This is a genomic window from Streptomyces sp. ISL-98 (assembly GCF_018614055.1).
GTDB lineage: Bacteria > Actinomycetota > Actinomycetes > Streptomycetales > Streptomycetaceae > Streptomyces > Streptomyces spiramyceticus.
On record NZ_JAGGPB010000038.1, the window covers coordinates 70,095 to 90,111 of the forward strand.

Genomic DNA, 20,017 nt, shown 5'->3' on the forward strand with positions numbered 1-20,017 from the left:
CCGCTTGCCCCACCTCACGTCCACCGAGATAGCCGGACGGATCGAGGACCTGTACGGCGCACCGCTCGCCGACCTCAAAGCCCACGCCCAGGACCAGCCGCCCGGCATGCTCTCCGCCCTGCTCGGCATGCACGACGACCTCGCCCTCGCCGAGCGCAGCATCGACTTCCACCGCGACCACCTCGCCCGGCTCGTCCACCCCGAGCGGCAGATCGGCGGCCACGAGGTCTCCCACCTTCTCGACGGCGCCCGCCGGCTCGCCGAAGCGGTCGCTGTCCGCGACGTCCAGGCCAAGTCGGTCTCCGCCGTTCTCCAGAGCCTCGCCCGCGTCACCGCGCCCGCGCCTTCCCCGCCGAAGCCCTCAGCTGTACCCGCTCCGCCCGTTCCGGCCACGAGCACGGCACCAAGCCGCTGACCCGCAGGCAATTCCCTTCACCCACTCAGGAGTTCCTCCCTTGGCCCTCACCGGTCTGCCCCCTGACACCGACGCTGACATCGCCCGGGTCACCGAGGCACTCGCCATGATCACTCCGCGATGGAACGTGCGGATCCTTCTGGCCCTCTCCGGTCCACCGCTGCGGTACAGCGAGCTGGCCGCCAAGGTGTCCTGGCTGCAGAACGGCCAGCTCCACCCCAAGCTGCGGGCCCTGTGCGACGCCGGCCTCGTCCAGCGCACCGAACACACCTCGCGGCACGTCACCTACGGCCACACCGACCGTGGCGCAGCCTTTCTGCCGGTGCTGCCGATGATCGTCACCTGGGCCGAGGAGCATCTGGAGAAGGCGGACCGACCGCTGCCCGCGATCGAGCAGATCGAGGACAGCCTCACCCTGCTCACTCGGCGGCACGCTGCCGCGATCCTGTGGGTGCTGAAGTCCCGCGAAGAGGTCAGCGGCCAGGCCCTGGCCAGGATCGTCATGCCCAGCAGCGACTGGACCAACATCTACCCGCCGCTGCGGCAGCTCGTGGCCGACGGCCTGGTCGACACCGAGGGCATAGGCCAGCCCTACCGCCTGTCCGTCGCGGGCGACGGCCTGGGGCCCGTCTTCGGCGCCCTGTCCGCGTGGTCCTCCGGGAACCCACTCACGCAAGCTGCCCAGCACCCGGTATGGGGGCGCCCGGGGGCCGCGCCCACGCCGAAACCGTGGGTCAGCAACCTATCCCTGCCAGCTGCCACCGCCCCGTCGGCTGTCCGGGCTGCAGGGGCCTCTCTCCCGACGTGGCAGAACCGCGACCTGTTCTCGCACACCGCGACGGCCCGCCCGAAGGCGGCGCTCCCGGCGGGAGGTCCGCGCCGATGACTGCCTCCTTCACTCCGGCCGAACTCCGCAACGCATGCGCCTTGCTGTCCTCGCCGGGCCTGATCCGGCTGATCACTGAGATCGACGACAACGGGCCGATTCCGACCAGAAGGCTGGCCGGCACCCTGCCCGACCTCTCTGCGCACCACCTTCGCCGGACCACCGACGCTGCCCGCGCGCACGGTCTCGTCCGGGTCGCGCCCGGCGTCGGCCTTGACCTCACCGAGTCCGGCTCGGAGCTGGCCGACTTCTACGACGCAACCGCCCGGTGGGCGCGGCGTCACGCCTATCCCACCCGCGTGTGCGACTTCACCAACCGCCTCCGGCACACCCTCAGCCTCCTGGCGCCCATGCTCGTCGTCGGCCCGGCCGAAGGCTCCCACCGTCCGGCGGGCGAGCACCTGCCCAGTGCCGAGGCCGACGCGGACCTGGCCCGCCCGCGCGCTCTGCTGGTCCAGTGGCTGCACGCCAATCCACAGGTCACCGTGCTCCTTGAACCCGAGCCCGTCGCGTGAGCGCAGGCGCCACACCACGGCATGCCCGCCACACCGCCGGGCTGCTGCGCAGCATCTACCTGCCGCGCACGGTGGACGCCCTCGCGTTCGCCATGTCCACCTACGGCATCCCGCTCCTGGTCCTGGCCATCACGCGCTCCGCAGCGCTAACGGGCCTGGCGTTCGCCCTGGAATGGATCCCCAGGCTGGCAGCGTTCGGGTGGGCCGGCGCGATCGTCGACCGGCGCGGGGCATCAGTCGTCTTCTTCCTCGCCTCCCTCGGCCGCGCACTGGTCATCGCCGCCGGCGCTGTCCTTCTCTACCTCCATCCGTCCGGCACCGTGGCGAGCGTGACGGTCATGGCGCTCGCGGCCACCACCGGTGTGCTCACCGAGTTCAGTTACATCGCGGCTGAAACCGCGGGCGCCACCGCAGGCCGCCAAGCGGGCGCGCGAGCCCACCGCGTCCAGGCCGTTCTGCTCGGCATCGACCAGACCGCGACCCTGGCCGGGCCGGCGCTCGCAGGACTGCTCCTGCTCACCGGCCCTCCGCAGATGCTCGCGGTGATCACGACGCTCTCGCTCCTCGCCGCGCTGCTCGCGCTGCGCACACCTCCCTCGCCCGTCGCCCCGGCCCGAGCGCCGAAAGGCAACACGAGCGCCGGGCTGCTCACCGGGTGGCGGACCATCAGGTCCCTGCCCGCGCTCGGCTGGCTCGTGACCGGCCTGACCCTCTCCAACCTCGCGATCGGCTTCCTCCAGGCCGCCGGCCCCGTGATCGTCGTCAACCACTACGGGCAGTCCACCACCGCCGTCGGCCTGGTCTGGTCCGCCGCTGCCGGAGCGACGCTCCTCAGCGTCACGCTCTGCCGGTTCGCGATCGACCGCCTGGGCCTGTGGCCGGTCGGCGCCGCCTGCGCCGCATTCGCCTCGCTCGCCTCTCTCGCCGCCGCTCAAGCCCCCGATTACCTGTCCTACCTGGTCCTGGTCGCGGTCCTGATGGCCGCAGAGGGCGGCATGACGGTGGTCCTGCGCACGCTGCGCTCCCGCCTGATCCCGCAGGACCGGTTCGGCAGCACCTTGTCGACGACCATCCTCATCCTCCTGCTGCCCTTCCCGCGGGCGTGCTGACCGCGCTCACCCCGCCCGACGCGCTGGGCCACGTCATCACCGCGTGCGCCGTCCTGCAGGCCCTCGGGCTGTTCCTGGCCTTCGCCCGCCTGCGCACCGATCCCGCCCTGCGCACCTGACCCGTTGCGCTTCCCCAGCCTGTGGAGAACTTCCCCATGTCCCTTGCCTGCCCCGGGGCGAACCGTGCGAGCGGTCGCACCATCACCGAACAGTTCCGCGCCTTCGATAGAACCCGCACGTCTACCGCGCGCTGGAACGCATGGCCGCCCGCCGGCTTGCCGCCGGCGCCACGCGCCTCGGTCTCAAGGACCTCTTCGAGGACCTGCGGCGAGAACTTCCGTACGGCGTGGCCGGGCTGAACAACAACTTCACCGCCCTCTACGCCAGGCGCTTGATCGCAGAACACCCCCAGTGGGCCAGCGCGTTCGAGCTGCGCCGCCGCCGCGCCGACTGACAGCTCCTTGCCTCGTCCTGCCGTCCACCGATTCGGAGAACCCCTTCTTGTCCGCTCGCCCCCTCGTACTCGTCGTCTCTCCCGGCGACGAGACGTATCGCGGCTACTGCCTTGAGCAGGTTGCCGCCGCGTACGACGTCGTTCTGCTGACCGGCACCGAGCCGTCGTGGGAGAAGCCGTACATCGTCGACCACGCCGTCGCCAAACTCAACGACGTCCCCGCCCTGCTCGCCGCCGGCCGTGCCCTGGCGGCACGCCACAACCTTGCCGGCGTCGTTACCTGGGATGAGTGGCACCTCGTCCCCACCGCCCGCCTGGCCCGGGCGCTCGGGCTGCCCGCGAACTCCGTCGAGGTGATGCGGGCCAGCTACAACAAGGCCACCGCCCGCACCCTGTTCGCCCGACATGGGCTCCCGTCGGCCGCCTCCATGAAGGCCCGGACCCTGCCGGAGGCAGGACTGGCGACGATGACCATCGGCTACCCCGCCGTCATCAAGCCCACCGCGTTCTCCGGAAGCATCGGTGTGATCCGCATCGACCGACCCGAAGAACTCCCCGGAGCCTTCGCGTTCGCCTCGGCCGGTGCGAGCCAGAGCCGCGAGGACACCGGCGTTCTGGTCGAGGAGTACCTCGACGGGCCGGAGGTCTCCATCGAGTGCGTCACCCACCGCGGCGTGACCACCGCCGTCGGACCCGCAAGAGTCTCGGACCCGCCCCGTATTTCGACGAGACCGGGCACACCGTCGATGCCGCCGACCCGCTCCTCGCGCAGGTCGCCCCGGTGGCCGCCGCGGCGGTCAAGGCCCTGGGGATCACCGACGGCGTGCAGCACGTCGAGATGCGGGTGGTCGACGGCCGACCTCGGCTGATCGAGGTCAACGCGCGGATCGGCGGTGACATGATCGGCCACCTCGTCCGTCTCGCCACCGGCATCGACCTGCCGAAGGCCGCGGCCGACCTCGCCTGCGGCCACAGCCCGGACCTCACCCCGACCCGGCGCGGGGCCGCGGGTATCCGCATGCTCTACCCGGCCGCCTCTGGCACGCTCACGGAGCGGCAGATCAACCAGCCGTTCGCCGCCCACACTCCCTGGCTGCGGCAGGTGCAGTGGGTTCGCCAGGTCGGCGATCAGCTCCTTCTGCCGCCCGAGGGTGACCTGTTCACCGCGCGGGCCGGGTTCTGCATCGTCACCGGCCGCGACACCGCCGAGGTCAACGAGCGCCTTGATACGGCCGTCGACGAGTTCACCGTGACCACGCAGGCGGACCGATGAGTCACCAGCCCGATCCGCGCTACGACATCGACGGGGACGTCTACGTCTTCCCGCGCTACCTTGCCTCCACCACCGGGATCGGCGACCCCGCCCTTGCCCCGCTCCTTGACCTCGGCTGGGACCTCCAGCACGACGACCTAGAAGTTACGTGGAATCACTTGCGAGGCTGGCGGTCTCGTACGAGCACCCACGGACTGAAGGGATCAGCGGTACCAGATGGTTGAGCTGAGAGAGAAGTGGCCGATACTTGGTCGGCACGAGCAGGCGGCGGCCTGGTTGCAGGTGTGGCAGGACTTGGGGCGGGCGCCGAGGACGATCGATGCCTACGCCCGGGGGCTGGCGGAGTACCTGGAGTTGTGCGAGCGGGAGAGACTGGATCCGGTGCGGGCTACGCGGGCCCATGTCGCTCTGCACGTAAGGGAGTTAGGGTCGCGGCCGAGCCGTCGGGGCGCCAACGTCGTGGCTCTGGACTCGGGTGCCGGGTTGTCGAACGCGACGCTCCAGCAGCGTCTGGTGTCGGTGCGGTTGTTCTACGACTTCCTGGTCGAGGAGGGGCTGCGCCAGGACAATCCCGTCGGCCGGGGCCGCTACACGCCTGGGGCCCGTGGCAGCGGACAGCAGCGTGGGCTGGTGCGAAGGCTGGTGAAGCTTCCCTGGATCCCCAGCGACGAGCAGTGGCGGGCCGTGCTGGCGATAGCCGCCGCCGAGCCGGTACGCACCCGGCTCATGCTGGCCTTGGCCTACGATGCGGCCCTGCGGCGGGAGGAGCTGTGCTCGCTGCGCACCGACGACCTAGACCCGGGGCGGCGGCTGGTGCGGGTACGGGCGGAGACCACCAAGAGTCGCCGGGAACGAGTCGTGCCCTACTCGGCGGCGACCGGGGTCCTGCTGTCGCAGTACCTGGTGCACCGGGCCACGGTCAGCCGGGCACGCGGTGGGCTGTTCCTCTCCGAGTCGCGGCGCAACTTCGCCCAGCCGCTGAGCCTGTGGACGTGGTCGAAGGTGGTGCGCCGCATCGCCGTGGAGGCCGGGGTGGAGCGCTTCTCCACGCACACCACGCGGCACCTGTGCCTGACCGACTTGGCACGGATGGGCTGGGAGGTGCACGCGATCGCCACCTTTGCCGGACACCAACACACCGACTCCACCATGCGCTACATCCACCTCTCGGGCCGGGACCTGGCCGAGAAGTTCGCGCGCGGGATGGAACACATCCATGCCCAGCGGGTCGCGCTGCTGAGCGCCGGCGCCGAGGGCACCGGACGGCCGCGGTGACCGCGCCTGCCCTGGCCGCAGGGAAGACGGCACCCGACTGGGCCTGGCCGCTGGAAGGCACGTCCTGGAACCAGGACCCGCAACTGAGCGCCGACGAGCGTGCGGTGCTGGTACAGGCCGGCCCAAGGCTGTTCCACTCCTCCCGACTGACCCGGACGGAACGCGGTGCGCTGGCGCGGTTGCTCGGGCCGCTGGAGCAGGTGCGGTCCTGCCTGTGGATCCCGGACAAGGCCGGCCACCACCGGTGGGTCGACTACCAGGTGGTCGGGATGCTGTTGGCCCGCACCGCCGAGACCGAGTCGGCGTGGTGGAGTTGGGACCAGGCCGCGTGGACCCGTGTGATCGGGCCCGACGCGCAGGAATGGAGCCGACAGTGGCCTACACAGGCATCGCGGGCATGCCGCCCCCGGCTGCTGGCCTACGCCTACCTCCTGAGCGCGCCCGTGGACGAAGCCCTGTTCCTCAGCTTCGAACGGCTGCGCCTGGCCCGCACGGTCTTCGGCCCCGAGATCGTGGACCGGGAGGTCGACACCGTCTACAGCTTGCTGCGCGGCTGGGGCTACCGCTTGGACACGGCGGGCAACCGATCGGTGCGCACCTTGATCGCACACGCGATGCTCCTCAACCGCAGCCCGTTGCTGGCGGACTTGGACGCGGCGTTGCTGGAGCGCCTGCGTCAGGCGGTGCGTTCCACCGGGAGAGCCTCCGGTGATCTGCACCCGTTGCAGCGGGCGCTGGCGGCGCTGGGGCGGTGCGAGCCGCCCGTCGCACGCAACGAGACGCTGCTGCGAGAGCTGCGGGCCCAGCGGTGGACGGATGTGCCGGCACCGTGGGCCGAGATGGTCCGCCGGTGGTTCGACACCTCCACACTCAGCCGCAACGTCCGTCTGGCCTACCGCCAGGACCTGGCCCGCATGGGCCGGTGGCTGGCCGCCGAGCACCCGCAGATCACCGAGCCCGCCCAGTGGACGAGAGCGAACTGCGCGGCCTGGGTGGCAACGGTGGACCGGATGCGAATCGGTGACTACGTCGAGCGCACCGCCACCCGCGGCGTGTTCGGAGACCCGATGTCCCCCTCCACCAAGGACAGTGCGCTCACCGCCAGCCGCGCGTTCTTCCGCGACCTTCAGGAATGGGAATGGATCCCGCGCCGGTTCAATCCCGGGCGCGCTCTGGAGACGCCCCGCAGCATCCGCGCACTGCTGGGCCCCAACCCCCGCGTCATCGCCGACGAGGTGTGGGCCAAGCTGCTGTGGGCCGGCATCAACCTCACCTCCGAGGACCTGCCCACTACCAGCAGCGGCCCGCGCTATCCCCTCGAGTTCTCCCGAGGCGTGGCGCTGACCTGGCTGTTCAGCGGCCAACGCAGCGACGAGATCCGCCGCCTGCGCACCGGCTGCATCCGCTGGCAGCACGACGGCACAGCCGTCAGCCCGGACGCCGCCGACGTCCTCGCCCGCGACGCCGTCTGCCTGCTGGACGTCCCGACCCACAAAACCGGCACGAGTTTCACGAAGCCGGTTGACCCGCTGCTCGGACAGGCCATCGAGGTCTGGCAGGCCGTCCGCCCCGAGCAGCCGGTGATGCTGGACGCCAAGACCGGCGAGCGCGTGGAGTTCCTGTTCGCCCACCGCGCCAAACGGGTCTCCAAGGACTACATCAACCGCACGATCATCCCGGCGCTGTGCACGAAGGCCGGGGTCCCCGCCAGCGATGTCCGCGGCAAAATCACCAGCCACAGGGCCCGGAGCACCATCGCCAGCCAGCTCTACAACGCCAAGGAGCCGATGACGCTGTTCGAGCTGCAGGCATGGCTCGGACATCGGTCACCAAGCTCCACGCAGTTCTACGCGAAGATCTCCCCCAAGACGCTGGCCAAGGCATACAGCGAAGCCGGCTACTTCGCCCGGAACGTGCGCACCATCGAGGTTCTCGTCGACCGTGACGCCGTCGCCTCCGGCGCAGCCGCCGCAGGAGAACCTTGGCAGTACTACGACCTCGGCCACGGCTGGTGCACGTACAGCTTCTTCGAACAGTGCCAGCACCGAATGGCTTGCGCCCGCTGCGACTTCTACGCCCCCAAGGATTCCAGCAAGGCCCAACTCCTGGAAGCCAAGGAGAACCTCCAGCGCATGCTCGCCTCCATCCCCCTGACCGAAGACGAACAAGCCGCGGTCGACGATGGGCAGACCGCGATCAACGCGCTCCTCGCTCGGCTCACCGACATCCCGACACCCGCCGGCCCCACACCACGAGATCTCGGTCTTCCCGCCACCGTCACCATGCTGCCCATCGTGGAAGTCCGCCAGGGTAGACAGACATGAGGTACAAGCTCGCAACCTGATCACGCTCCTCCCTCGGTCCTCGGGTTGGACGCGGACAGAAAAGTGCGCGCAGCGGTGGATTCACCCGGGGAATGCACGGGATCAACTGTGAGAGGTGGTCAGGCGACGTTCGGCCGGATGGTGGCGCCGCCGTCGACGACGAGGGTGTGGCCGGTGATCCAGCTGGCGGCGTCGCCGGCGAGGAAGACGGCGGCCTTGGCGACGTCGTCGGCCTGGCCCAGGCGGCGCAGGGGCATGCGGCGGGCGGTGTGGTCTTCGCGGCCAGCGAGGGCTTCGTGGGTTAGGTGGGTGTCGATCAGGCCGGGGGCGATGGCGTTGACGCGGACGGTGGGGGCCAGTTCCAGGGCGAGTTGGCGGGTGAGGTGGATGAGAGCGGCTTTGGTGGCGTTGTAGTAGCCGATGCCGTGCTCGGTGACCAGGCCACTGATGGAAACGATGTTGATGACTGCGCCACCGCGGTTGACCATGGAGGTGTGCCAGGCCAGTGCGGTCCAGGTGATGGCGGCGAGTTGGTTGGTCTGCGTGGTCTGGTGGAGCTGGTCGGGGTCGGCGTCGACGAGGTTGCCGAGGTCGGGGCGGGTGCCAGCGTTGTTGACCAGGATGTCGATGCCGCCGAACGCGCGGACGGCCGTGTCGAGGCAGGCGCGGGCGGCTTGGGTGTCTGTGACGTCCGCGGTGCAGGTCAGGACGCGTCCTGCGGCCGGATGGGCGTCGTGCAGGGCGCGGGTTGTCGCGTTGAGGGCTTCGCTGTCGCGGGCGGTGAGAACGAGGTTGCTGCCCTGGTCGGCGAAGGCCGCAGCGATGGCCGCCCCGATGCCGCGTGAGGCGCCAGTGATCAGGGCGGTCTTGCCGGCCAGACCTGTCTGCAGTGCCACGGCCATGCTCCCTTCACCTGCGCTTGTCGAGGAACGTCAGGGCGTGCCGGGCGATGGTGTCGAGGTGGGGGAAGTACAGGTGGGCCGCGCCTGGTATCTCGACGCAACGAGCATCGGGGATCACTTGGGCGGTCCGCAGGACATGAAACGGTGGGAAGAGGACGTCGTGCTGGCCGTAGAGCACCAGCACCGGACGGGTGAGGGTTTCCAGCTCGGTATGGTGATCGGCGGTCTCCCAGTCGACACAGGCCAGGGCGTGTCCGAGTCGTCCGGCGGGCGGGGCGGAACGGGGGTCGAGGACGTCGCGGGACAGGGTCATCGCCCGGGCCAGGGCGTCTGGGTCGTGGTATGAGGGCGCCGGGAGGTTGGCGATGACCACGGCCATGTTCACGGCCGCCATGGGTGGCTTGGGAAGGGCATAGAGTTCAGCGGTCGCTTCGACGATCACCCGGCCGGCCGGTGAGAAGTTCCCTAGGCCATTGATGAGGACGGCGGACCGGACCAAGTCGGGGCGGAGCAGGCAGACACGCTGGATTGTGAGCGCCCCGCCGCTGCCGCCGAGGAGGTGGCAGGGGCCGATGCCGAGTTCTTCGATGAGTCCGATGGTGTCCTCGGCCATCTGCTCGTAGCTGTACGGCGGCTCGGGGACGTCGGAGGGAAGGTATCCGCGCTGGTCGAACAGCGTGACCTGATATCCAGCGGAGGTGAATGCGGGCAGCAGCGGGTGCCACGCCCTGGCTGTGTGCATGCCGTTGACGAGCAGGAGGGGCTCGCCGTACCCGTGGGTCTGACAGGACAGGTGGATGTCTCCCACTCGGATACGCGTCGTTTCGGTCACCGGCCCTCATCCTCTCCAGTAGGCGCTACCTGCCGTGCTGGGCCGCTTGCGGTGTGCTTGAGGAACACGTCGGGATCGAATGACCGAGCATCGGCGTTGCTGCGCGGCCGTGGCCCGTTGGGGATGCTGCCGAAGTCGTCCGTCTGCCCCGGGTCCGGCAGGGCCTCTCGCCATCCTGGTGCCACATGCGCGCCGGCGAGGAGGTATGAGAGGCGGGCGGGGGTACTGGGTGGGGCGTTCCACCAGGTGGTGATGGGCAGGTGGTGGCTGGCGATCTCCAGGGAGAGTCGCAGGGCGCGCCACAGTTGTTCGCCCAGGTCCTGGCCGGGGTGACAGGAGTCCCAGGTGCCGAGGAGGAGCCACAGTGCGTGGAGGCGGTCTGAGCGCAGAGCGCGGTGGAGCGCAGTGGCATAGTCGGTGTCGTGGACGCTGCCCACGATGGCGTTCAGCGCGGTGAGGGTGCCCTGGACGTCGCCAGCCGAGAGCCGCGCGGCGATGTCGGCAGCATCCTGTGCGCCGGTGTCCTGGGCTTCCTGCCGAGAGGCATAGCGGGCCAGGTCGGCGGTCGGGACCTCCGGGGAATCGATGGGGTGAGTTCCAAGGCGCCGGTTTCGGCCGGTGAAGCTGTCAAGGGCTCGGCGAAAGCCGGCGCCGCCGAACTGCGGCCAGGGCACCGGGTCGAACACCATCTCTGCGTATGCCAGCTGCCAGGGCAGGAAGTTGCTGATCCGCTGTTCGCCGGAGGTGCGGATGATCAGGTCCACGTCGGGAACATCGGGCAGGTACAGGTTATCGCGCACCTGCTGCTCATCGACCCCGGCGCACGCGACGTGTTCGTCCTTAACGCTAGCGACCAGGCGGCGGACGCCGTCGGTGATCTCCGCGTGGCCGCCGTAGTTGACGCACAAGATGAGGGTGAGGGCGGTGTGGTGGGCAGTGGCGCGCTCAACCGCGCGGATGCTGCAGGCCAGGGTATCGGGCACGAGGTCCGCGCGCCCAGCCCAGCGGATCCGCACTTGGCGGCGGTCCGGGCCGTCGAGAACCTGATCGCAGGTACGCTGGAGCATCCCGAGCAGGTAGGCGACCTCCGGGCCGGGCCTGCGCCAGTTCTCGGTAGAGAAGCAGTAAGCCGACAGGTACTCGACGCCGGCCTGCTGGGCGGCGTCCACGGTGTCCAGCAGGGAGCACAGGCCAGCTTCGTGGCCGGCGATCCGCGGCAGGCCCTGCTCGCGAGCCCACCGCCCGTTGCCGTCGAGGATGACAGCAACGTGCCGCGGAACCAGCCTGGGCGCGGGGTCTTGTGAAGCATCCAGCGAGGCGGTCAGCTCGTTCAGGCGCGCCGCCGTCCAGTGGGCCGCCGCCCTCCCGGCCTGGAGCAGGGCGTCGAGGTCACTAGGCATTGCGCACCTCGACGCTCTCGTCCGCTGGCATTCGGTGGCGGACGAGGAACAGACCCGCGGAGGAGACACTGCGGCGTAACGGGCCGGGAATCGCAGCCAATGCCACGCCTCCGCCACGCATCGTGATCCGCAACAGTCGGTCCTGCCCTGTGGTCCAGCGCAGGCCGTACTGTTCACGTATCGGCGCGGGCAGCAGCCCTATCGTGACCTGCCGAAAGACTGGCATGGCCAGGTGCAGCGGCTCCGGCAGCCGTGCACCCGACAGCAGCGCGTTCCCGAGCCGCTTTCCGGCTGGCGAGACCTGCAAGTCAGTCAGCATCTCCGCAACGTACAGACGGAATGCGAAGTAGTCCGGCGGTTGTTTGTCGCGCGGTGTACCGAGCAACTCGCTCAGCTGCATCGCCTCGCGGTAGTACGCCTGCGCCATGTCGTAGGAGATGTGGCCGAATGCGCGCGTATAGCAGTGCAGCGCGGAATCGATCAGTGTCGCGTTCACCCAGGTCTGCAACGCGGGGTCGTTTGCCGAGTATCCGTCACCGGCGACTGAGTCGTGGATCCGCCGCACCCGGGCGGCCGCTTGCTCTGCCTCGGCGCGGCTCCCGAAGATCGCCACGCCCAGAAACTTCAAGGTACCCACTAGGCGCGCAAGCGGCGCGTCCTGGAAGTGGCTGTGCTCGTCCACAGCTTTAGCGATCTGTGGATGCGCCAGCTGTAGCAACAAGGCGCGACCTGCGCCCAGGTACACCGCTGGCTCGGTGGCGATGGTGCGGATTGCGGCGTCGCGCGGGAAAGCAGGCTGTGCTGTGTCCATTAACTCCCCGATCCCGGAGAAAGGTGCGCCCCCGGACAGGCCCGACTAGGCCCTCACCCGAGTCATGCCCCGGTGATGGCCCCGCTGCACCATCGAGAGCTCGTCAGTTTCCAGTCCTGGGTCCGGGCCCGCCAACTGACGCCCTGCGACTTGACATTTCTGATTCCATATAATCGGCAACGCCTACGTGAACGCCCCCGACCGGCGAGTGCGCCTGGGATACCTGCCCGAAGGGGAGGACGACGGGCTGTGGCGCATCAACGCGTACAAGGACCCGTTTGGCCCGCCGACCTGGGGCGTTTGCTTCAACGATCGCACCCCAACCGAGTTCGTCCGCGCCTTCACCAGCGCTGTCGCCTGGGCGTACGAGCAGGGGCCGGACGCCTACCTCGCCAGGCCGGTCTCCGGGGTCGACGAGAACGACCCCTTTCTCGCCGTAGTCCCTCTCCTCAAGCAGGGCTGGGAGGTCGACCGCCCCCGCTGGGGCGTCTTCGCGGTCCAAGCGCCGGACGGGCTCGCCGGAATGGAATTCACCACCGGCGACCTTGACCCGGAAGCCGAACTGACCACGCGCGACGCCCGCTGGCAGCTGTGGGCCGGCAAGTCCATCGACCGGCCCGCCTGGTACGCGACCGCCAGCACCGACACCCCCGTCGCCCTGCTCACCGCCGTCACCCAGTGCGTTTCCGACCCGGCCCCGCTGCCCCGGTGGCAACAGGACACCTACAGCTACATCAAGGGCATGGCCCAGCTCACCCCCATCCTCCCGCCGCAACCGCCGGCCCCCACCCCGCTCGACGTCCAACGGGCCGTCGCATCCCGCCGCCCGGCCGCGCTCCCCGCTCCCAGCGTCCCGCGCTGGAGCACCACCAGCCGCCCGGCCCTGCCCGGCCCGCGCCGATAACACCAGCTCGACCTCGACCGGAGACACTTCTTGTCCCTGCAGGCCCCTGAGTTCTTCGCCGAACTGTGCCTCCCCTTCCACGACAGCACCGTCGTGGGCAACACCTACTACGCCATCCCCATCCCGGGCGCACCGCTGCGGCTCCGGATCACCTTCACCGGAACCATCTACGCGGACACCTACGGCGGCCTGCGCCTGGCGGTCGTCCACGCGGACCGGGGCGAGCTAGACGCTGTGGCACTCAGCTTCGTGGACCACGGCACCTTCCACCGCCGCGACGAGGCCCACCGCACCTCCGCGAACACCAAGCAGTACGGCACGTTCGACACGTACCACCGCCCCGGCGAGCCACCGTGGGAGGGCGCCGTCACGACCGGGCTGCGCGATGCCATCGAGCAGTACACCGCCGTCTGGTTCCCCGGTGCGTGGACCGCGTCCCCGCCGAGCCGCGCTGCGGGCCGGACCGCCCGCAAGTCTCCCGCCCCGCCGGTCGCCCGCAGTGGTGCCCGCGCCCGCTGAACCTCAGTCCGAACCCATCCGCGCGGGCTTCCCGGCAGGAGCCCCCCTCGTGTCTCCCGACCCCTTCAACGACCTCAACCCCGCCCAGACCGTGAAGGTCCTCCCTCGCCATCTCGCCGGCCCCGGCCCGGTGGACCTCCGTACGGCATGGCCCTTCCCCTTTGACGAGGACTGGTCACTGCACCAGCCCGACGAGGGGACGGCCTACGCCACCAGCCCTTGCCTTCGGCTGTGGACCCGCTTCGTCCCCGAACCCGAAACGCGGGGCAAGGGGACGTGGACCATCGGCGCGAACCGTGTCCCGTTCGGGCCGACGGCCTGGCAGATCACGTTCGACGCCACCACCCCCATCGAGCTGCTGCACGACGTCCACGTCGAACTGCTCGACCTCTACCTGGAAGACCGGTACAGCGACCAGGACCGGCTGTTCGAGGACGCAACGGCGCCGCACGAGGCGTACGCGCCGCTGTTCGCCCGTGGCTGGAGCCACGACGTCAAGACCGATGGCACGCAGACCTTCCTCGCGCCGGAAGGGCTCGGCGGCGTGCGGCACCGGTACGCCATCAGCGGCTCCAGCGGACCGGCCTGGCGAGCCTGGGGCGGATACCCGAGCGAACCGCACTGGAATGCGCACTTCTCGTTCGGGACGCCCACCGCACTTCGGCCTTCACCGTCTCGCTGATCTCCACCGAGCCGCTGCACCGCACCGTCCAGGACGTCCCCTTCCATACCCGCCGCCACCTCTATGTCGCCACCACGGCGCCAACCAAGCAGCCGCCCAGCTACTCACCCGCCCTGCCGCCTGCGGCCCCGGTCTCTGGCCGGACCCGATGACCTCCCCACCACCTGATCAAGGAGCCCCTCTTCTCGTGCATGCTCGTTTCGTCCGTGGCGCCGTCCGATCCGCTGCCGTCGCCGCCGCGGTGACCGGCACCCTCACCTGGGCACCGACCGCGACCGCCCAACCGTCCGAGCCGACGCCCCCGGCCTCCGCTGCTCCCGCCGAGACACCGGCCCCGGATGCGGGCAGCATCGCGATCACCAAGAAGGACGCGGCCGGGGACGCCCTCCCCGGCGCCGCGTTCCTCCTGCTCGACTCCACCGGCCAGGAGTCCGGACGCGGGAAGACCGACGCGCAGGGCAAACTGACCTTCCCCGACCTCGCTCCCGGCGTGTACCGGCTGAAGGAAACGTCCTCCGGCAGCCCGCTCCACGAGGTCGTCGCCGACCAGGACGTCATCGTCACCCCAGGCGCGACCACACGGCTGACGATCACCGACCCGTTCAAGGCCGCCAAGGTCCTCCTCCAGGCCAAGGACGACAAGACCGGAAAGCTGCTGCCGGGCTCGACCGTGAACATCGGAACGGGCAGCGAGACCCTGCTCACCCTCACCACCGGGTCACAGGGCACAGCCACCGGAGAGCTGCCCGTGACGAGCCGGAAGACCGAATTCTGGGTCAAGCAGATGAAGGCCCCGGAGGGCTACGACCTCTACAAGCCCGCCAAGAGCTTCACCGCCGGCCCCGGCGCCCCGGTCACCGTGACCGTCACCAACGCCAAGACCGCCACCACCCCGAAGCCCGACCCGTCCGACAAGCCCACGGACAAGCCCACCTCCACCCCCTCTAAGCCCGAGGACAAGCCGACCCACAATTCCTCCGACGGTACGTCCCCCGCCCCTACCGGCTCCGCCACGCCGAGTGCTGACTCCTCGCTCCCGGCGGCAGCCGCGACCGAGGAAGCAACGCCGAAGACCCCGGACGGCTCCCTCGCCCACACCGGAGCCGACGCCACCCCGTGGCTCCTCGGCGGTGGCGGACTCCTCGTCGCCACCGGCAGTGGCGCCCTCATCGCCGCCCGCCGCCGCAAGTCGGCCGTGACCGCCCAGGACGACAACGGCGAGACCAGCTAACCCACGATCACCTCTCGACCAGTAGGCCCCCGGATCCCCGGGGGCCTACTGCGTATACCGGCGGCAGAACGGCCAACCGTGGGAACGGACACGCTGGCCGACGCCCGGCAACGGGCTGGCACTCCACCGCCGCGGATCTGCGAGGCGTGAGGCGTACGTGAGCCTCATGGCGGAGGAACTCCTCGATCGCGAGCATGGCTAGGCTGCCGCAGTGACTGAGGCCCTCCGACCGCCAGGCGACCCGTCCGAGCTCCATCTGCGCATCAGCTATGCGGATGCGCTGCTCGACACCCCTCATGCGGATGCTCTTGAGCGTTGGGACGTGGCTGTTCTCCACGGTCATGGCGTGCATGACGACTCCCGGTGCCCTGCCGCGCCCGGCGCGTGCGCCACCCATTTCTGCCCGGCGTACGCGCGGGACGGCATTGAGGTGGGGAGTATGACCTTCTTTCGTGTTCACGTTGATCGTGGCCAGAATGCCTTCTGGGCGCTGGAGGAGGAGACAGAAGGGCTTTACGAGATCGCCCAGGCCGTCCTTGACCCGGACACCGGAAACTTCAACGAGTCCGCCAACGAGGAGCTGGAGTACGTGGGGACCGGTCTGCTCGTCATGGATCGCGTGACCCTGGACGAAAACTGGCGCGGGCACGGGCTCGGCGCGGTCCTCGCACTGGAGGCGATCCTCCGGCTGATGCCTGGATGCCGGGCCATCGCGTGCTCGCCGGGCGTCACCGACCTCACCGGCGAGCGTCTGCGTGATCAAGCCGAGTGGGAGCGCGTGACGGCCAAGATCACTCGCGGCTGGGAGGGGCTCGGTTTCCGACGCCACCAGGGGACGGTCTACCTCCTCTCTCCGGCCTCCCAGGACCTGGAGGAGCAGCGTGATGTGCTGCGCCGACGGCTCGCTGAACTCGGCGCATCCTGGCGGGCGGCGCAAGCCGGGGCCTCGTAGTGGGCGGTTCACCGGTACGGCGGACAGAAGCAGAATCCGCAGGCGCAAGAAGGACGGAATCGCAGTTGTCCGCTGCATTCCAATCGGGCGTTTGACAGGGAACCTGTTCGCCTTGGCTTGCGTGCCAGGGAACCTAGTCGTGTGAGGTGACGTGCTGGGGGTGCTGGTAGGCGCCGCCTCCTCTACCGAGATACCACCTGGTCCTGGAAGACCTCGTACGTCATTCGGTTGGGCTTACGCGCCGCTACCACCTGCGAACGGAAGTTGCGCAGCGCCCTATCGACCGCCGACCGGTTGCGCAGTGTCGATGTCACCAGTGGGTCCCGCAGTTGGCCCGGAGCGAAGGCAAGCAGCGACTCCACGATGGGTTCCCACACCTTGGCTGCCCCCGACATGGTGAGGTTCTTCTTGAACCTCAAGACGTAAGCGTCGCTGACGGCCTCTCCGACGAGGGTCTCCCTTGCGGCTCCGATGGCCTCCGCGGCGAGCATGATCGACCCTCGCAGGCCGAACCACTCGAACAGCTCGCTCTCGTCCTCGGTCCGTGCCTCTGCCGCGATGCGGCCGAGCCTCGTCTTCTCCAGCTCGATAGCGCGCAGCAGACTGGCGACGAACACGATGTGCACGGCGCTGACGCGTTCGGGGAAGACCCCGCTGTACTTGGCGTCCTGCTCCCAGATCTTGCTCTTCTCGTGGTAAGCCAGCCCAGATTCCCCATGGAAGGCAGCAAGGGCCTGCGCCGCGACCTCGGCGGAGAGATGGTTTTCTCCCGGGCGCCGGATGACATCCTCGACGCCGCCGCGCCGGCCGCCCCTGTAGCCGACGACCCCCAACTCCTCGAACTCGCGGACAAGCCGCCTCTGCACGCTGTCGTTGCTGCGGAAGTCCGATGCTTGCGTGGGGTTCTGCCGGTTGTTGAAGCGAACGATGCTCCTGACGGTCTCAGGGTCGTTGCAGCGGATGAACCGGGTGAGGACGTGACTCTTCTGGCCTGTCCTCCTGACCGGGACCGAGCCGATCGCTCCGGTCGTCTGGGCGCCGTTGACGATGCCCAGCCCCGTGATCTCAACGGTTCCGTCGGAGAAGCTGAAGTCGTGCACCAGAGCGGTGATGCCGTTGTTGTAGGCCCACAGGTTCGTCGGCTCGTTGCGTACCGTTTCCTGGATGCCGTTGTTGATGTTGCTCTGGGACCTGCGGCTTCCCAGGTAGTCGCGGACGTTTGGGGAGAACAGGCCAGCACCGTGCTGCGCGAACTGTTCATGAAGCCAGCCCACTGGCACGCTCGTGCACAGGGCCGTCCACTTGTCGCCGCGTTCCTCGAATGCCCCCGGGACCTCGATCGTGAACTTATCCGCCACGAGGATCGGGGTCTGCGAGTTTTCGTAGCGCTCGGACAGCCTCGCGCGGCCCAGCTCTTCCCAGGAAACCTCGATCTCGCTGTCCGGGTAACCGTAGTTCAACTGGGCATATGCGGCGTCGCGAGCCGCTCGGAGCTCTCCAGTGACCTGCTGCGATTCCGGGAGGTTGTGGACGTACCAGATCGCGACATCTCCGATGGCGTCCTCTGTGAGCGCATCGTGAAGTTCGCGCCAGGCGACCCGCAGGGCATCCGGTACCCCGTCGGGCTCGCTCTTGTTGAACAGCCAGTTGACCGCCTGATGGAGGGTGGCGGCCTTCCTCGCGGGCGCCTGGAGCTTCGCGGTGTTCTCGGACTCGTACCCCTGGGCGAGGACAACACGGCCAGCGCCGCGGTCGATGTAGAGCAGATCGCACGACTTGTCGTTGGGATGGTCTGTCAGCGACGTGGCGGCGACCGTGCTGATGTCCTCGATGTCGAACATCAGTTGCAGCGTAAACAGCAGCCGCTTGTTCGAGCCGTACTGATCGAGATCAGCGCGCTTCTGGAGTGCCACTTCGAGGCCATCTGTCACGACATCAGGCTACCCGTTCACTCGTACCTCCAGCCGATGCTCCCGGTGCTCGTACTAGATGCCCCAGGCTACCGATGGCGCTTCCGAGTCGACTCGATTCGATGACACAGCGGCTGGGTTCGTTGTGTAGGGTCTCGCTGCCCGTGGTGTCCCGTCTCTGCCGATCTGGTCCTTGTCTCAGTTGGGCGGGTCCGATTCGCTCGTCGTCTCAGACGATCTGGTCCGCCAGATTGTCTGAGACGAGCTGTCATGGGGCACGGGCGGAAGTCGCCGACCAGCGGGCTTGGAGAGCATGCTGCGGATCCCGCGCTAAGGAAGATCGTTTCCCGCGAGGAACCGATGGGCCGCCGGCAGACCTACCTCATCCAGCGCCCACCGCGCCTGCCCCTCCTGCTGAAAGAGTTCCGCGAACGTCCGCCACAGGTGTACCCCAACCGGAGACGACTTCACCGCATCACGCCAGTGCAGTCGAGTTCGGTCATCTGTGCAGGCGACTTCGGACATTGACAGCGGTAGGCCGAGCGCCACCGGCTCCCGGTCTACTCCCTCCGGTCGTCCTCGTCGGCCCTGTTCCGTATAGCTACGGCCAGGTGGCGAGTAGCTCTGAGTAACCGTCTGGCAGCAGTCCCCGGTGAGGCCGATGGCTGACACGGGCCGCAGCGTCATCGTGGTCATGCAGGTCTCACGCCGCACGACCGGGCGGGTTACCCGCGGCTGTCTCGGCGGGCGGCCAGGGCCTGGTCGATCTCGATGAGGTAAGGGGCGACAAAGCCGTGGTAGTCCGCTTTGCGTTCGGCCGGTAGATCCCGCCAGCCGGTGATACGGCCACGGCAGCGGCGCGAGCCGCACCGGCAGCGGGCGGCGAAGTAGTCGACCGAGTAGTTCCGCATCGCATAGTCAAAAGTGATCTCGTCGCCTACGGCGATGGGTGCACGGGCGACGTAGTCGTGAGCACCACTGGCATTGAGGCGGATCCCGCAGTTCGGTTCACACGAGTGGTTCACCTTCGAGACGAGCCCGCCAAGCAACACGAAACGTTCCGCACTGACCTGGGAGGCGTGGGAGTGATTGCGGTCCAGTTCACGGTCGATGACACCAACCATCACCGTCTCATCGATCTGGAAAGGCCGGGTGGCGAAAACACCTTCTCCTTTTTCATGAGTTCCCCGGAGTTCGAAGCCGTTATCCATCGTCGCCTGCTCTCTGCGGGATCAGCACGCCCGCGGGTGATCAAGCTGCGGGCACGACAAAATCGATGCGCCGCCGAGGGGCTCCTCGACCACGGTCTGTTGATCCTTGCATCACACCCAGACTTTCCAGAGCAACGTGTTCAAGCACTATCGGGCGCTCCTGGCCGCCCTTCAGGAAGATCCTGTCCGGCACGGCCTCGACGTCGCCACGAACTCCGCCTTCATCCTCGGCTTGGACGCTGGGACTTCCTGGAACATGCTCACCGGCTTCCAGGAATGGCTCGTCGTCCACCTCGATCGCGGCCACGATCTCACCTGGCCCGGGGCGGTTCATCGTCCGCCACCTCACCCCCAGCGGCTGGATCCACCCACTTACCCCGCAAGCCGATGCCGAGGCCATCGCCACCCTCTA

Annotated in this window: 19 protein-coding genes and 3 pseudogenes; 15 read left to right on the forward strand and 7 right to left on the reverse strand. The window is 68.8% G+C overall.

Annotated features, from left to right (window positions below):
• Window positions 1-4: 4 nt before the first annotated feature.
• The 10 genes and pseudogenes from J7I98_RS25835 to J7I98_RS25875 all read left to right on the forward strand — a co-directional run bounded on the left by J7I98_RS25835 (window position 5) and on the right by J7I98_RS25875 (window position 8,251).
• A complete protein-coding gene (locus J7I98_RS25835) occupies window positions 5-415 on the forward strand; it encodes a hypothetical protein (RefSeq protein ID WP_214926397.1) in 411 nt (136 codons plus the stop codon).
• Between the two features lie 40 nt (window positions 416-455).
• On the forward strand, window positions 456-1,301 hold the full coding sequence (locus J7I98_RS25840; RefSeq protein ID WP_214926399.1) for a winged helix-turn-helix transcriptional regulator: 846 nt from the start codon (window positions 456-458) through the stop codon (window positions 1,299-1,301).
• On the forward strand, window positions 1,298-1,816 hold the full coding sequence (locus tag J7I98_RS25845; protein WP_214926410.1) for a regulator: 519 nt from the start codon (window positions 1,298-1,300) through the stop codon (window positions 1,814-1,816). Before J7I98_RS25840 ends, J7I98_RS25845 begins: the two co-directional genes overlap by 4 nt.
• Window positions 1,813-3,044, forward strand: a pseudogene (locus J7I98_RS25850) (MFS transporter). Before J7I98_RS25845 ends, J7I98_RS25850 begins: the two are co-directional and overlap by 4 nt.
• 36 nt (window positions 3,045-3,080) lie before the next feature.
• A pseudogene (locus J7I98_RS25855) lies at window positions 3,081-3,379 on the forward strand (hypothetical protein).
• Between the two features lie 47 nt (window positions 3,380-3,426).
• Entirely contained in the window at window positions 3,427-4,248 is an 822-nt protein-coding gene (locus J7I98_RS25860; RefSeq protein ID WP_374225170.1) for an acetyl-CoA carboxylase biotin carboxylase subunit family protein, read from the forward strand.
• Window positions 4,203-4,652 carry a hypothetical protein gene (locus tag J7I98_RS42965; protein WP_374225171.1) on the forward strand — a complete coding sequence of 150 codons (450 nt, stop codon included), beginning with the start codon at window positions 4,203-4,205 and terminating at the stop codon, window positions 4,650-4,652. The genes J7I98_RS25860 and J7I98_RS42965 overlap by 46 nt, the downstream gene beginning before the upstream one ends.
• Complete coding sequence (locus tag J7I98_RS25865; protein WP_214926532.1) at window positions 4,649-4,876, forward strand: hypothetical protein; 228 nt, start codon at window positions 4,649-4,651, stop codon at window positions 4,874-4,876. The genes J7I98_RS42965 and J7I98_RS25865 overlap by 4 nt, the downstream gene beginning before the upstream one ends.
• The gene (locus J7I98_RS25870; protein ID WP_214926420.1) at window positions 4,869-5,927 is read left to right on the forward strand and encodes a site-specific integrase; all 1,059 of its coding nucleotides are present in this window, start codon (window positions 4,869-4,871) and stop codon (window positions 5,925-5,927) included. The genes J7I98_RS25865 and J7I98_RS25870 overlap by 8 nt, the downstream gene beginning before the upstream one ends.
• Entirely contained in the window at window positions 5,924-8,251 is a 2,328-nt protein-coding gene (locus J7I98_RS25875; RefSeq protein WP_308377935.1) for a tyrosine-type recombinase/integrase, read from the forward strand. The genes J7I98_RS25870 and J7I98_RS25875 overlap by 4 nt, the downstream gene beginning before the upstream one ends.
• A 119-nt stretch (window positions 8,252-8,370) precedes the next feature.
• On the opposite strand, the gene J7I98_RS25880 is transcribed toward J7I98_RS25875, so the two are convergent.
• From J7I98_RS25880 to J7I98_RS25895, 4 genes are read right to left on the reverse strand one after another with little or no spacing between them, the layout of a single operon-like run.
• Window positions 8,371-9,147: an SDR family oxidoreductase gene (locus J7I98_RS25880; RefSeq protein WP_308377936.1), complete on the reverse strand. Its 777-nt coding sequence runs from the start codon at window positions 9,145-9,147 to the stop codon at window positions 8,371-8,373.
• Window positions 9,148-9,160: 13 nt separating this feature from the next.
• The gene (locus tag J7I98_RS25885) at window positions 9,161-9,985 is read right to left on the reverse strand and encodes an alpha/beta fold hydrolase (protein ID WP_214926424.1); all 825 of its coding nucleotides are present in this window, start codon (window positions 9,983-9,985) and stop codon (window positions 9,161-9,163) included.
• Window positions 9,982-11,385, reverse strand: a complete 1,404-nt coding sequence (gene uppS / locus J7I98_RS25890) for a polyprenyl diphosphate synthase (RefSeq protein ID WP_214926427.1) — start codon at window positions 11,383-11,385, stop codon at window positions 9,982-9,984. Before uppS ends, J7I98_RS25885 begins: the two co-directional genes overlap by 4 nt.
• Complete coding sequence (locus J7I98_RS25895) at window positions 11,378-12,196, reverse strand: oxygenase MpaB family protein (protein WP_214926430.1); 819 nt, start codon at window positions 12,194-12,196, stop codon at window positions 11,378-11,380. Before J7I98_RS25895 ends, uppS begins: the two co-directional genes overlap by 8 nt.
• 172 nt (window positions 12,197-12,368) lie before the next feature.
• Here J7I98_RS25895 and J7I98_RS25900 point away from each other — a divergent pair.
• From J7I98_RS25900 to J7I98_RS25920, 5 genes and pseudogenes are all read left to right on the forward strand, one after another.
• A pseudogene (locus J7I98_RS25900) lies at window positions 12,369-13,100 on the forward strand (DUF317 domain-containing protein); the annotation flags it as partial.
• 30 nt (window positions 13,101-13,130) lie between these two features.
• A complete protein-coding gene (locus J7I98_RS25905) occupies window positions 13,131-13,619 on the forward strand; it encodes a hypothetical protein (RefSeq protein ID WP_214926439.1) in 489 nt (162 codons plus the stop codon).
• 49 nt (window positions 13,620-13,668) lie between these two features.
• Window positions 13,669-14,301 carry a DUF317 domain-containing protein gene (locus J7I98_RS41340; protein ID WP_308377937.1) on the forward strand — a complete coding sequence of 211 codons (633 nt, stop codon included), beginning with the start codon at window positions 13,669-13,671 and terminating at the stop codon, window positions 14,299-14,301.
• Window positions 14,302-14,488: 187 nt separating this feature from the next.
• Complete coding sequence (locus J7I98_RS25915) at window positions 14,489-15,532, forward strand: SpaA isopeptide-forming pilin-related protein (protein ID WP_214926441.1); 1,044 nt, start codon at window positions 14,489-14,491, stop codon at window positions 15,530-15,532.
• Between the two features lie 211 nt (window positions 15,533-15,743).
• The gene (locus tag J7I98_RS25920) at window positions 15,744-16,484 is read left to right on the forward strand and encodes a hypothetical protein (RefSeq protein WP_214926443.1); all 741 of its coding nucleotides are present in this window, start codon (window positions 15,744-15,746) and stop codon (window positions 16,482-16,484) included.
• A 182-nt stretch (window positions 16,485-16,666) separates the two neighbouring features.
• On the opposite strand, the gene J7I98_RS25925 is transcribed toward J7I98_RS25920, so the two are convergent.
• The 3 genes from J7I98_RS25925 to J7I98_RS25935 form a co-directional block, all read right to left on the reverse strand.
• Window positions 16,667-18,415 carry an AIPR family protein gene (locus J7I98_RS25925; RefSeq protein ID WP_214926445.1) on the reverse strand — a complete coding sequence of 583 codons (1,749 nt, stop codon included), beginning with the start codon at window positions 18,413-18,415 and terminating at the stop codon, window positions 16,667-16,669.
• Between the two features lie 704 nt (window positions 18,416-19,119).
• The gene (locus J7I98_RS25930; protein WP_214926455.1) at window positions 19,120-19,605 is read right to left on the reverse strand and encodes an SET domain-containing protein-lysine N-methyltransferase; all 486 of its coding nucleotides are present in this window, start codon (window positions 19,603-19,605) and stop codon (window positions 19,120-19,122) included.
• A gap of 40 nt (window positions 19,606-19,645) precedes the next feature.
• Window positions 19,646-19,912 carry a hypothetical protein gene (locus tag J7I98_RS25935; protein ID WP_214926457.1) on the reverse strand — a complete coding sequence of 89 codons (267 nt, stop codon included), beginning with the start codon at window positions 19,910-19,912 and terminating at the stop codon, window positions 19,646-19,648.
• Window positions 19,913-20,017 lie beyond the last annotated feature (105 nt).